Annotated in this window: 12 protein-coding genes; 4 read left to right on the top strand and 8 right to left on the bottom strand. The window is 62.4% G+C overall.

What is annotated here, in order from left to right; all coding sequences use genetic code 11:
- The first annotated feature begins 7 nt into the window (after positions 1–7).
- Positions 8–817: an ethanolamine ammonia-lyase subunit EutC gene (gene eutC / locus AAEQ75_RS13550; protein WP_343349295.1), complete on the top strand. Its 810-nt coding sequence runs from the start codon at positions 8–10 to the stop codon at positions 815–817.
- Between the two features lie 142 nt (positions 818–959).
- On the opposite strand, the gene AAEQ75_RS13545 is transcribed toward eutC, so the two are convergent.
- The 4 genes from AAEQ75_RS13545 to AAEQ75_RS13530 form a co-directional block, all read right to left on the bottom strand.
- Positions 960–1,895, bottom strand: coding sequence for a glutathione S-transferase family protein (locus tag AAEQ75_RS13545; protein WP_343349294.1), 936 nt, complete (start codon positions 1,893–1,895; stop codon positions 960–962).
- A 62-nt stretch (positions 1,896–1,957) separates the two neighbouring features.
- Positions 1,958–2,239 carry a GIY-YIG nuclease family protein gene (locus AAEQ75_RS13540; RefSeq protein ID WP_179574362.1) on the bottom strand — a complete coding sequence of 94 codons (282 nt, stop codon included), beginning with the start codon at positions 2,237–2,239 and terminating at the stop codon, positions 1,958–1,960.
- Positions 2,236–2,955 (bottom strand): phosphatidylcholine synthase, encoded by a 720-nt coding sequence (gene pcsA, locus AAEQ75_RS13535; RefSeq protein ID WP_143503997.1) that lies wholly within the window; start codon positions 2,953–2,955, stop codon positions 2,236–2,238. The genes AAEQ75_RS13540 and pcsA overlap by 4 nt, the downstream gene beginning before the upstream one ends.
- Positions 2,956–3,054: 99 nt before the next feature.
- Positions 3,055–3,525, bottom strand: a complete 471-nt coding sequence (locus AAEQ75_RS13530; RefSeq protein WP_256836251.1) for a nuclear transport factor 2 family protein — start codon at positions 3,523–3,525, stop codon at positions 3,055–3,057.
- Positions 3,526–3,725: 200 nt separating this feature from the next.
- Here AAEQ75_RS13530 and AAEQ75_RS13525 point away from each other — a divergent pair, with 200 nt between their 5' ends.
- Positions 3,726–4,667, top strand: coding sequence for a GlxA family transcriptional regulator (locus AAEQ75_RS13525; protein WP_343349293.1), 942 nt, complete (start codon positions 3,726–3,728; stop codon positions 4,665–4,667).
- A 57-nt stretch (positions 4,668–4,724) separates the two neighbouring features.
- Here the strand turns inward: AAEQ75_RS13525 and AAEQ75_RS13520 are convergent, their stop codons facing one another.
- The 4 genes from AAEQ75_RS13520 to AAEQ75_RS13505 all read right to left on the bottom strand — a co-directional run bounded on the left by AAEQ75_RS13520 (position 4,725) and on the right by AAEQ75_RS13505 (position 9,060).
- Positions 4,725–5,486, bottom strand: a complete 762-nt coding sequence (locus AAEQ75_RS13520) for an amino acid ABC transporter ATP-binding protein (protein ID WP_017675242.1) — start codon at positions 5,484–5,486, stop codon at positions 4,725–4,727.
- Between the two features lie 156 nt (positions 5,487–5,642).
- A complete protein-coding gene (locus AAEQ75_RS13515) occupies positions 5,643–6,740 on the bottom strand; it encodes an amino acid ABC transporter permease (protein WP_343349292.1) in 1,098 nt (365 codons plus the stop codon).
- 9 nt (positions 6,741–6,749) lie between these two features.
- A complete protein-coding gene (locus tag AAEQ75_RS13510) occupies positions 6,750–7,934 on the bottom strand; it encodes an amino acid ABC transporter permease (RefSeq protein WP_166432427.1) in 1,185 nt (394 codons plus the stop codon).
- 97 nt (positions 7,935–8,031) lie between these two features.
- Positions 8,032–9,060 (bottom strand): amino acid ABC transporter substrate-binding protein, encoded by a 1,029-nt coding sequence (locus AAEQ75_RS13505; RefSeq protein WP_179544147.1) that lies wholly within the window; start codon positions 9,058–9,060, stop codon positions 8,032–8,034.
- Between the two features lie 477 nt (positions 9,061–9,537).
- On the opposite strand from AAEQ75_RS13505, the gene AAEQ75_RS13500 reads away from it, so the two are divergent.
- Complete coding sequence (locus tag AAEQ75_RS13500) at positions 9,538–10,197, top strand: alpha/beta hydrolase (protein WP_343349291.1); 660 nt, start codon at positions 9,538–9,540, stop codon at positions 10,195–10,197.
- Between the two features lie 24 nt (positions 10,198–10,221).
- On the top strand, positions 10,222–12,123 hold the full coding sequence (locus tag AAEQ75_RS13495; protein ID WP_343349290.1) for an acyl-CoA synthetase: 1,902 nt from the start codon (positions 10,222–10,224) through the stop codon (positions 12,121–12,123).
- The last annotated feature ends 136 nt before the right edge of the window (positions 12,124–12,259 follow it).

The following is a 12,259-nucleotide window of genomic DNA, read 5'->3' as shown; positions in this document are numbered from 1 at the left end:
GGCCGTCATGAGCGAAAAGTCCCCCGCCACCGCAAACCCCTGGCAGCAACTGCGCCAATTGACACCGGCACGCATCGCCCTGGGCCGCGCCGGCACCAGCCTGCCGACCGCTGCGCAACTGGATTTCCAGTTCGCCCACGCCCAGGCGCGTGACGCCGTGCATCTGCCGTTCGACCACACCGCCCTGCGCGAAGCGCTGCATGATCGCCAGTTACCCACGCTGTTGCTGCACAGCGCCGCCGCCGACCGGCACACCTACCTGCAACGCCCGGATCTGGGCCGGCGCCTGCACGAAGATGCCGCACGCCTGCTCGATGACTACGCCGCCGAGCACGGCCGGGGCTATGACCTGGCCATCGTCATCGCCGACGGCCTGTCATCGCTGGCGGTGCACAAGCACAGCCTGCCGTTTCTCGACCGTTTGCTGGAGCAGGTGCAGGCAGAAGGTTGGTCGCTGGCGCCGGTCACCCTGGTGGAGCAGGGCCGGGTTGCAGTGGCTGATGAAGTGGGACAGCGCCTGGGGGCGAAGATGACGGTGATCCTGATTGGCGAACGCCCCGGCCTCAGTTCGCCGGACAGCCTGGGCCTGTATTTCACCTACGCGCCGCGGATCGGCCTCAACGACGCCTACCGCAACTGTATCTCCAACGTGCGCCTGGAGGGTCTGAGCTATGGCATGGCCACCTTCCGCCTGATGTACCTGATGCGCGAGGCCTGCCGCCGCCAGCTCTCGGGCGTCGATCTCAAGGACGAAGCCGAAGTGCCGACGCTGGACAACGCCGGGCTGGGTAATTTTCTGCTGCCGGATCAGCGTTGAGGCGGTTGGTCAGCGCCTACGATGCACGCCGTGGTGGACGAAAAGATCATCATCCACCCGCACTGACCACCCACGTAACCCGAATGCAATCCAGGCATCCCTGACTCGTCGTCCCCGGCTTGCATGCGAGCTAAGGACGCTATCAGTGCGCCTCGATACGGAAGCCCAGGCGCGGGAAGTGCACGTGTACGATGCCGGCACGCTCGTCCTCGCGACGCAGAATCAGCTCGTCACGCCCGGCATGCAGCAACTCACCCTGCACCGGGTCGACACCATAGTCCACTGCCGCGATGCTCACCGCCTGGCCCGCCTTGAAGCCATTGGGGTCGACGAAATCTTCGTTCGGCAGCGCTGCCGGCGTCGCTTCACGCGCCACTGCGATCGCCTGTTCGCTGCTCATCTCGCTCAGCGAGCCATGGCCGAAGCCGAGCACACGGGCAAGCCATGCGGCGACCTCAGGGTAATCGTCGACCAGTGGCGCGGTGACCGGCGTACCGCGCAGGAACCACAAACAGTGAGCTACGGAAAAATCGGCGAGCGACGCTTCACCGAAAAGGAAATCGCCTTGCCCGCCTTGCAGCTGTCGCTGCAAGGCCCCCATCAGCGCCGGCCATTGATGCTTGGCCTGCTCCAGTGGCAGACGACTCGCCGTACCGCCGGAAAACAGCGCACCGCGGTCGGCAGCAAAGGCCTTGGCGAACTCCGGCGGCACCTTGGCGAAGCGCAGCGCCATCGACTCGGGTTGGAACACCAGCGCCGCGGCATGCTGGAACAGCACCGAGTCGGCCCACTGCGCCAGCAGGCTGACATTGAACGCCTGAGCGTCGGGCAGCAGCGCCGGGGTGGCCTTCTCGGCTTCCAGGCGGCGAGCGATCAGCGCGGTATCGCAATAGATGTCGGCGCCGACCTGCAGCACCGGGGTCTTGCGGTAGCCGCCAGTCAGCGCAGTGAGATCGGGCTTGGGCATCAGCGGCGGGATCATCACCGAACGCCAGGACAGTTGCTTGAAGCCCAACATCAGGCGGGCCTTCTCGGCGAACGGCGAGGTCGGATAGTGATGAAGGATCAACTCATGCATGGCGCGCTCCGCGTCGGATCAAAGTCCTCAGCTTACCCGCGCGGCACGTGCACGCAACCGCCTCAGGCTGATGTGCCACCATCAACGGCCAGAATGAGCGCTTCTTTGGCGCTTTTGCTCAGGCGCTTGATCGCCCGTTCACGGCGCAATGCATCGCCCTTGCCGGCACAGGCTTCGATATAGGCCAGCGCCAGCGCCGGGCTGGTATGGAAGAAGCGAGCGCCCTTGCCACTCTGGTGCTGAGCGAAACGCCGCTGCGGATCATCGCTGATGCCGCAATACAGCGCGCCATTGGCGGCGCGCACCAGATAGACGAACCAGGCTTTTTCGACTGCTGCATTCATCCGCGAGCAGGAAACCACTCACGCGCAGAGCGCCACAGGCACATGCCGACGAAGTAGGCTGAAGCCAACCACCAGAGCGCCAGCAGCCAGAACTGACTGACCGGGTACTGCAGAATCAGCAATGCGCTGGAGAGCATCCAGACGAAGGTCACGAGGATGTTCAGCGGCATGAACTGACGCACGCGGAACGGGTGCAGGAACTTCATCTTGGTCAGGGTCAGGCCGGCCAGCAGGACGATCATGGCCAGGGTGATCCAGGGATGCACGTCGAGGATGTAGAAATACAGCACGACCACGTTCCACGCCGCCGGGAAGCCGACGAAGTAGTTGTCCTTGCTCTTCATGTTCAGGTTGCAGAAGCAGAACAGCGAGGACAGCAGAATCAGGCCCACGGCGAACAGCGGCGTGTAATCCGGCAGCGGAATGAAGCGATAGAGGAAGATCGCGGGGATGAATACGTAGGTGAGGTAGTCGATCACCAGGTCGAGGGTCGAGCCGTCGAAATGCGGCAGCACAACCTTGACGTCGTAACGCCGCGCCAGCGAACCATCCAGCCCATCGACCAGCAGCGCCAGGCCGAGCCACAACAGGCATTGCTTGGGCTGGCCGTCGAGTACGGCCAACAATGCCAGGAGGGCGAGGATCACGCCGCTGGCGGTAACAGCGTGGACCCCCCAGGCTTTGGCCTGTTTTACGGCAACGATCAATTCGGTCACGGCAGGTCTCGATTGGCAGTGGAGGTGCGGCACCCGATGTGCGCACTCTTTATTGAAGGCTAAGACCGGATAGCCTACCACTGCGTTCATTCGCCCGCCTCAGCGCGTACCGCGAAACTGGGCCAGACCACGTGCCGCCTGTCGACGAATGGCAGCCTGCACCGGTGGTGCCCACCCCAGCAGAAGCCCTTTGCCACCTAGCGCCTGACGTGCCCAACGCCATAGATCGAAATGATCGCGATGCTCGACGATCAACCCGTGGCGAAACACGAAGCGCGCCTGGATGTGGTTGACCACCTGACGACCGGTGGCGCTGAAACGGTAGCTGGCGACCCAACGCGCACTGCCGACATGATCGTCGGCATGCACCAAATCGAAGGTCAGCGAGAATCCCTCGGCGCGGCTGCACAGCATGCGCCACATATCGCCGGCCTCAGCGCCGTGCAGGTCGACGAAGACCGGGTCGGAGAAACGCACATCTTCGGCGTAGCAGCCTGCCATGGTCTCGGCATCGAGTTTCTGGAAGGCGCTGTAGAAACGCTGGATCAGATCGGCATTGGGGTGGCTCATGAGTCGCTCCTACAGGCTTTTCATTACGTAGGGTGCGCCGCGCGCACCGCTGTCACCGCGTCGCTCACTGGCGCGCACAGCGCACCCTACACGTTCGCAAGGATGGTTCACTCCAGTCTGTTCATCCGGCGGGGACGTGGCGATTGGCTATAAAGACAACTTTGTGTCAATAATCGCCAACTTCACTCCAGGCCATCGTCATGCTGCGCATCGCTTTGTACGTCTGCCAACAAACCGTCTGTTCCAGCCTGAGCATGGCGCAGGATGCCTTCAGTCTCGCCAATCGCCTGGCCGGCACAACGCACTTTCAGTTGCAGCGTTTCAGCCTTGATGGCCAGCCCGTACAGTTGGATTTCGCGCAAATTCAGGTCGATGGTGGCCTACCGTTGGCCGAACAGGCAGACCTGCTGATCGTTCCCGCCACCGGCAGCGCCATCAGCCGTACCCTGGAGAGCAACGCCAAGCTGCTGCCCTGGCTGGCCCGGCGCGACCAGCAACAGGTGGCCAGCCTGTGCAGCAGCGCCTTTCTGCTGGCGGCTGCTGGCCTGCTCGATGGCCGCCAGGCGACCACCCACTGGGCCCTGGCTGACGCCTTCGCCCGGCACTTTCCCCAGGTGAAGCTGCGCAGCGACCTGCTGTTGACCGAGGATGGCCTGTTGTTCTGCTCCGGCGGGGCTCAGGCCGGGCTCGACCTGTGTCTGCATCTGATTGCCCTGCATGCCGGTGAATGGCTGGCGCAGCAGGTTGCCAGCGCCATGGTGATCGAACGCCAGCGCGGCACGCAGACCCGCTTCGCGCCGCTGCTGCCCAGCAGCGACGATAAAACCCTTGCCCCGCTGCTGACCTGGCTACGCGAGCACCACGCCGAGGTGATCGATCTCAACCGCCTTGCGCAGCAGGCGCATTGTTCGCCGCGTACCCTGCTGCGCCGCTTCAAGCAGGCCACCGGGCTGACCCCAGGCGATTACCTGCAACGCCTGCGCATCAGCCTGGCACAGCAGGCGCTGGCCGGCTCGGCGCAGTCACTGGAGCAGGTCGCCAACCAGGTCGGGTTCACCGACCGCGCGACCTTCGCCAAGCGCTTCAAGCAATTGTGCGGGGAAACGCCGGGCGCCTTCCGCAAGCGCATGCGGCGCAGTTAAACCCAGGCAACGAAAAAGGGAGCCTGAAGACTCCCTGATCGATGGCGCAAAGCCGACTCAGTGCAGGATCTGGCTGAGAAACAGCTTGGTGCGCTCGTTCTGCGGGTTGGTGAAGAAGGCGTTCGGTTCGGCCTCCTCCACGATCTCGCCCTTGTCCATGAAGATCACGCGGTTGGCCACGGTGCGGGCAAAGCCCATCTCATGGGTCACGCAGAGCATGGTCATGCCGTCTTCGGCCAGACCGATCATGGTGTCGAGCACCTCTTTCACCATTTCCGGGTCGAGGGCCGAGGTCGGCTCGTCGAACAGCATGATCTTCGGCTTCATGCACAGCGCGCGGGCAATCGCCACTCGCTGCTGCTGACCACCGGAGAGTTGGCCCGGAAACTTGTTGGCCTGCTCAGGGATGCGCACGCGCTCGAGAAAGTGCATGGCAATTTCCTCGGCCTGGCGCTTGGGCATCTTGCGTACCCACATCGGCGCCAGGGTGCAGTTCTGCAGCACGGTGAGGTGCGGGAACAGGTTGAAGTGCTGGAATACCATACCCACTTCGCGGCGAATCGCCTCGATGTGCTTGAGGTCGCTGGTCAGCTCGGTGCCATCGACCACGATACGCCCCTGTTGGTGCTCTTCCAGACGGTTGATGCAGCGAATGGTGGTGGACTTGCCCGAACCGGACGGCCCGCACAGGACGATACGCTCGCCCTGCTGCACGCTCAGGTTGATGTCCTTGAGTACGTGGAACTGGCCGTACCACTTGTTCACGCCCTGCAGCAGGATCATCGGCTCGGCGCTGGGTTGTTTGATTGCTTCACTCATGACTCACTCCTCTTGAGGGGCTCGATTCAGGATTTAGCGAGCTAGAGCCAGGCAAGGCGAAAACATTCGAGGGAGCGCAATGTACGGCTGTACATGAGCATCCCGAGAGTGTTTTCAACGCCGCCCGGCCGACGCGCAGCAAATACTGATCAGCTCCTAACGCTTGTGGCCGGTATCCAGCTTCCGCTCGAGATGCAGCGAATAGCGGGACATGCCGAAACAGAAAATCCAGAAGATCAGCGCGGCGAACACGTAGCCCTCGGTGGCCATGCCCAGCCACGCCGGGTCGGTGGTCGCCTGCTTGATGCTGTTGAGCAGATCGAACAGGCCGATGATGATCACCAGGCTGGTGTCCTTGAACAGGGCGATGAAGACGTTGACGATGCCCGGAATCACCAGCTTCAGCGCCTGCGGCAGGATCACCAGGCCCATCATCCGCCAGTAGCCCAGGCCCATGGCCGCAGCGGCTTCGTACTGGCCCTTGGGAATGGCCTGCAAGCCACCACGCACCACTTCGGCGATGTAGGCGGACTGGAACAGGATCACCCCGATCAGCGCACGCATCAGCTTGTCGAAATGCATGCCTTCGGGCAGGAACAGCGGCAGCATCACCGAGGACATGAACAGCACTGTGATCAACGGCACACCGCGCCAGAACTCGATGAAGGTGACGCAGATGACCTTGATCGCCGGCAGGTTGGAGCGTCGCCCCAGCGCCAGCAGGATGCCCAGCGGCAACGCACCGGTGATGCCGACAGCAGCAATCACCAGGGTCAGCATCAGGCCGCCCCAGCGGCTGGTGGAAACAACGTCCAGGCCGAATACACCACCGTGCAGCAGGGTCCAGGCGATGAACGGATAGATCGCCAGGAAAGCCAGACCGTACACCGCCTTGCGCGGCATCTGCGGCACGAACAGCGGCGCCATGCCGATGATCGCCAGCCACAGAGTGGCATCCACACGCCAGCGCAACTCGGTCGGGTAGAAGCCGTACATGAACTGACCGAAGCGCTGTTGGATGAACACCCAGCACGCGCCTTCCTTGGTGCAGTCGGCGCGGGTGCTGCCGACCCAGTTGGCATCGATGATCGCCCACTGCAGCAGCGGCGGCACGATCAACCAGATCAGGTGCATCGCAAAAACGGTCAGCAGGCTGTTGAACCAGTTGGAAAACAGGTTGGCCTTAAGCCAGCCCACCACACCGACGCTCATGCGCGGTGGCGGCAGGTCCGGTTTGAATGTATGAGTCTGCATGGCTGCTCCTTACCGCTCAGTCAGCGCAATGCGCTTGTTGTACCAGTTCATCAGCAGGGAAATGCTGATGCTGATCGCCAGGTACACGCTCATGGTGATGGCGATCACCTCGATGGCCTGGCCGGTCTGGTTGAGCACAGTGCCGGCGAACAGCGACACCATGTCCGGATAGCCGATACCGGCAGCCAGGGACGAGTTCTTCGCCAGGTTGAGGTACTGACTGGTCAGCGGCGGAATGATCACGCGCAGCGCCTGCGGGATGATCACCAGACGCAGAGTGACGCCCGGACGCAAACCCAGCGAACGCGCGGCTTCGGTCTGACCATGGCTGACCGCCATGATCCCGGAACGCACGTTCTCGGCGATGAATGCCGCGGTGTAGATGGTCAGTGCCAGGGTCAGCGCCATCAGCTCGGGGATCATCACCCAGCCGCCACGGAAGTTGAAACCGGTCAGCTCCGGCACACTCCACACCAGCGGATTGCCCGCGACCAATGCGGTCAGGCCTGGAATCACCACAATCAGCGCCAGCGATGTCCACAGCAGCGGGAAGATCTGGCCGGTGGCTTCACGGCGTTTCTTGGCCCAGCGTCCAAGGGCGATGATGCCGACGATGGTTGCTAGCAGCACCACGGCAAACAGACCGAAGCTCTCCGAAGGACTCGGCGCCGGCATGTACAGACCACGGCTGTTGAGGAAGAAGACCTCACCCACGTCCAGGCTTTGCCGAGGACCAGGCAGGGCAAGGAAGACAGCGAAATACCAGAAGAGGATCTGCAGTAACGGCGGAATGTTGCGGAAGATCTCGATGTAAACGGTGGCCAGCTTGCTGATCAGCCAGTTAGGCGACAGCCGCGCCACACCCAGCAGGAAGCCAAGGATGGAGGCCAGCACGATACCGATAAAAGACACCAGCAGGGTATTGAGCAAACCAACCAGAAACACACGGGCGTAGCTGTCGCTTTCCGTGTAGTCGATCAGGTGCTGGGCAATACCGAAACCGGCGCTGTTATTGAGAAAAGCGAAGCCGGAAATGATCCCGCGCTTCTCCAGGTTGGCCTGGGTGTTCTGGAAGAGAAACCAGCCGAGCGCCACAACGGCGACAACGGCAATGATCTGGAAAGCCCAAGCGCGCACCTGCGGATCGTTCAGAAGCGATCCTCGCGGGCGCGGGGCATTAGCAGTCGTTTGCATAACAACCCTCATGGAAGCCCCGGCCGCACGCAAGCCGGCCGGAGTTCACTTAATCGGAAACGACAGCGGCAGGCGCTAGGCCTGCCGCTGTGGACGGTCAACGCACCGGCGGTGCGTACTGCAGACCACCCTTGTTCCACAGGGCGTTGAGACCACGCTCGATCTTCAGCTCGCTACCGGCACCAACGTTACGGTCGAAGGACTCGCCGTAGTTACCGACTTGCTTGACGATCTGTACTGCCCAGTCTTTCGGCAGCTTGAGGTCTTTACCGAATTCACCTTCAGTACCCAGCAGACGTGCTACGTCCGGGTTCTTGGTGTCTTTGGCGGTGGCTTCGACGTTGGCCGAGGTCAAACCCAGCTCTTCGGCGTTGACCATGGCGAACAGGGTCCAGCGCACGATGTCGAACCACTCTTCGTCACCCTGGCGCACGACCGGGCCCAGAGGCTCCTTGGAGATGACTTCCGGCAGCACGACATAATCGTCAGGGTTGGCCAGTTTGATGCGCTGTGCGTACAGCTGCGACTGGTCGGAGGTCAGCACGTCGCAACGACCAGCTTCGACCGACTTGGCGCTCTCGTCAGAGGTATCGTAGGTAATGGGGGTGTACTTCATGCCATTGGCACGGAAGTAGTCGGAGAGGTTCAGCTCGGTGGTGGTACCGGCCTGGATGCAGACGGTAGCCCCGTCCAGTTCCTTGGCGCTGGAAACGCCCAGCTTCTTGTTAACCAAAAAGCCCTGGCCGTCGTAGTAGTTGGTACCCGTGAAGTTCAGGCCCAGTGCGGCGTCGCGCGAGCTGGTCCAGGTGGTGTTACGCGATAGGATGTCGACTTCGCCGGACTGCAGCGCAGTGAAGCGCTCCTTGGCGGTCAGCGGGCTGTAACGCACTTTGGTAGCGTCGCCGAATACAGCGGCGGCAACAGCGCGGCAGACGTCAACGTCCATACCCAGGTAGTTGCCTTTTTCATCGGCGTAGGAGAAGCCAGGCAGACCGTCACTAATACCGCACTGCACGAAGCCTTTCTTCTGCACTGCATCCAGGGTGGCGCCTGCCTGAGCAAAGCCACTGACACCGAGCACAGCTGCGGTGGTCAGCACAGCCAGGGTGGATTTCACCATCTTCATCAAAAACCTCCAGTTGCTCTTGTTGTGTTGGAGTCTCCGTCCGCCTTCTCCACCCTTTTGAGGCACGCGACCCGCTGGCAGCAACGGTATCGACGAGAAGTTCGAACGTCAGGCAGGAGTCTAGTCGGCATTTCCCTCTGCTGGCCAACTGCTCCTGCCCAGCCCATTGGTTGAACGGGCAAGAGACGGATCGTCATCCGCCTGAGCGATTGATCGCCCTGACGGTCTATTAGGAACCCCACACAGCAGATTCCTGCCTGTTGAGCGGTGCGCAGTGGCACAGTGTTACCGTTACCGCACCGCGTCGTCAGTTCAGATGAGCCTTAGCAAGCCCCGTACCAGCACATGGCAAATGGCCGGATATGCAAGGGGCAAGGGCAAAAGATTCACCCGTGCGACAACTTATTCACAGATTAGCCAAGCCTTGAGCAGGGGCACGCCCCAATTCGATGCGCCCGTACCACACTGGAGCTACCAATGACCGCACCCATGATTTTGCAGCCACCACAAAACGCCGATGCCAGCGTGATCTGGCTCCACGGGCTGGGAGCTGACCGCTACGACTTCCTGCCGGTCGCCGAGATGCTGCAGGAACGCCTGCCCAGCACACGCTTCATCCTGCCGCAGGCGCCCACCCGCCCGGTGACCATCAACGGCGGCTGGAGCATGCCGAGCTGGTACGACATTCTCGCCATGACCCCGGCACGGGCCATCGACCAGGCGCAGCTGGAGGAATCCGCCGACCAGGTGATCGCCCTGATCGAAGCCGAGCGCGAAAGCGCCATCGCCCCTGAACGCATCGTCCTGGCGGGCTTCTCCCAGGGTGGAGCAGTGGTGCTGCACACCGCCTTCGTGCGCTATCTGCAACCCCTCGGCGGGGTACTGGCGCTGTCGACCTACGCGCCGACTTTCAGCGATGAAATGCCCCTGGCGGATACAAAAAGACAACTGCCGGTGCTTTGTTTGCATGGCAGATTCGACGACGTGGTGACCCCAGACATGGGACGCGCCGCGTATGACCGCCTGCACGCCTGCGGGGTGCCGGTGCAATGGCGCGACTATCCGATGGCCCACGAGGTGCTACCGGAAGAGATTCGCGATATCGCCGAATGGTTGAGCCAATTGCTGGCAGACTGACCGAACCGAAGAGATGCACAATAAATGAGCACAGCGCCCCTCATTCGTACCCTGCAGGATATTCAACAGATCGAGAGCACGCCGCTGAGTGATCGCGGCCTGCCCGAGAGCACCTTTGATCTGATCCGCCGCACGGCCCAGGCCAGTCCGCATGCACCAGCGCTGTCGTTCATCCTCCAGGGCACGGCCGAAGAAGCCCCGCTACGCCTGAACTACACCGAGTTGCTCGGCAAAATCACCCAGACGGCCAACGCCTTCCATCGTCTGGGCCTGCGCCCGGGCAAGGCGGTGTCATTCCTGCTGCCTAACCTGCCGCAGACCCACTACACCATTTGGGGCGGCGAGGCGGCGGGGATCGTCAACGCGATCAACCCGCTGCTCGACGCCGAGCATATCGCCGAGCTGATCCACGCGTCGGACTCCGAACTGCTGGTGACCCTGGCGCCCTTCCCCGGCACCGACCTGTGGGACAAGGTCAACGCTCTGCGCGATCAGTTGCCGGAGTTGAAAGCGATTCTCTGCGTGGATATGGCCAACCTGCTGCCGGAGCCACAACGCAGCGTACTCAAGGCCCAGCGCGGCCCGCTACCAGAGGGCGTGCTGGACTTCGACGAGACCATCGCCGCCTGCCCAGCCGATCACCTAGAAAGTGGCCGCGTGATCGCCGCCGACGATATCGCCAGCTACTTCCACACCGGCGGCACCACCGGCACGCCAAAACTGGCGCCGCACAGCCACGGCAACGAAGTGGCGATGGCCTACAGCATGAACCAGGTGACGCGCTTCGGCGTCGGTGACGTAACCCTCTGCGGCCTGCCGCTGTTTCACGTCAACGGCGTCATCGTCACCGGCCTGGCGGCTTTCATCGGCGGTGCCGAAGTGCTGCTGGCCACGCCTCAGGGCTATCGCAACACCACCTTGATCGGCAATTTCTGGAAGGTCATCGAACGCCACAAGGTCAGCTTCTTCAGCGGAGTGCCCACCATTTATGCCGGCCTCCTGCAGATTCCCAGCGAAGGCCATGACCTGTCCTCGCTGAAGTACGCCCTGTGCGGCGCAGCGCCCATGCCGGTGGAGCTGATTCGCCAGTTCGAAGCCAAGACCGGGCTGACTCTGCTCGAAGGCTATGGTCTGACCGAGGGCACCTGCGGCAGCTGCGCCAACCCTCCAGCCGGCGAGCGCCGCCCTGGCTCGATCGGCCTGCCCATGCCCTACTGCGAAGTGCGTATCAAGGTACTCGACGAGCAGGGGCAATATCTGCGCGAAGCCGCGCCCAACGAAATCGGCAACCTGTGCATCCGCGGTGCCACGGTATTCAAGGGCTATCTGCAGGCGAGCAAGAACGCCGGCATCTGGGTCGATGGCGACTGGTTCAATACCGGTGACCTGGGGCGCGTCGATGCCGACGGCTACATCTGGCTGACCGGCCGCAGCAAGGATCTGATCATCCGCGGCGGCCACAACATCGACCCGCAGATGATCGAGGAAGCGCTGCACAAGCACCCGGCAGTGGCCATGGCCGCTGCAGTGGGCAAGCCAGACGAGAAGGCCGGCGAACTGCCGGTGGTCTACGTCCAGCTCAAACCCGGTGCACAGGTCAGCGAGGTCGAATTGCTGGAGCATGCCGCCGCCCATATCCCCGAGCGCGCCGCGGTACCCAAGGACGCCTGGATCATCGATGCCATTCCGCTTACCGCGGTGGGCAAGACTTTCAAACCAGCGCTGCGCTTCGATGCCATCGCCCGGGTTTACCAGGCGGCTATCGATGAGTTGCACCCGGCTGTTCGGGTCGAAGTGCTGAGCGATGACAAGGCTGGTCAATTGGCCCACATCCACCTGCCGAATCAGGATCAGGTCTTGGCTGCCAGCATTGGCGAACGGCTGTCCGGCTACGCGGTGGGCCATCGCATCCACTTCGCAGCGTGATCCAGAGCGCGCAAGGACGCGCGCCAGTTAACAGCTTTGCACTTTCGTGCAACCACTGGTCGGCCGAGCCACTGGCAGACATTGCCACGCGTGGAGCCCGGGAATAATGTCGAACTCTATTCGTAGACACGACAGG

This window comes from Pseudomonas sediminis, assembly GCF_039555755.1.
Classification (GTDB): Bacteria; Pseudomonadota; Gammaproteobacteria; order Pseudomonadales; family Pseudomonadaceae; genus Aquipseudomonas; species Aquipseudomonas mendocina_D.
This window is presented reverse-complemented; position numbering and strand designations above follow the sequence as displayed.

Coding starts and splice junctions, on each gene's coding strand:
- eutC (WP_343349295.1), top strand. CDS start 8: ATGAGCGAAAAGTCCCCCGCCACCGCAAACCCCTGGCAGCAACTGCGC.
- AAEQ75_RS13545 (WP_343349294.1), bottom strand. CDS start 1,895: ATGCATGAGTTGATCCTTCATCACTATCCGACCTCGCCGTTCGCCGAG.
- AAEQ75_RS13540 (WP_179574362.1), bottom strand. CDS start 2,239: ATGAATGCAGCAGTCGAAAAAGCCTGGTTCGTCTATCTGGTGCGCGCC.
- AAEQ75_RS13530 (WP_256836251.1), bottom strand. CDS start 3,525: ATGAGCCACCCCAATGCCGATCTGATCCAGCGTTTCTACAGCGCCTTC.
- AAEQ75_RS13525 (WP_343349293.1), top strand. CDS start 3,726: ATGCTGCGCATCGCTTTGTACGTCTGCCAACAAACCGTCTGTTCCAGC.
- AAEQ75_RS13520 (WP_017675242.1), bottom strand. CDS start 5,486: ATGAGTGAAGCAATCAAACAACCCAGCGCCGAGCCGATGATCCTGCTG.
- AAEQ75_RS13515 (WP_343349292.1), bottom strand. CDS start 6,740: ATGCAGACTCATACATTCAAACCGGACCTGCCGCCACCGCGCATGAGC.
- AAEQ75_RS13510 (WP_166432427.1), bottom strand. CDS start 7,934: ATGCAAACGACTGCTAATGCCCCGCGCCCGCGAGGATCGCTTCTGAAC.
- AAEQ75_RS13505 (WP_179544147.1), bottom strand. CDS start 9,060: ATGAAGATGGTGAAATCCACCCTGGCTGTGCTGACCACCGCAGCTGTG.
- AAEQ75_RS13500 (WP_343349291.1), top strand. CDS start 9,538: ATGACCGCACCCATGATTTTGCAGCCACCACAAAACGCCGATGCCAGC.
- AAEQ75_RS13495 (WP_343349290.1), top strand. CDS start 10,222: ATGAGCACAGCGCCCCTCATTCGTACCCTGCAGGATATTCAACAGATC.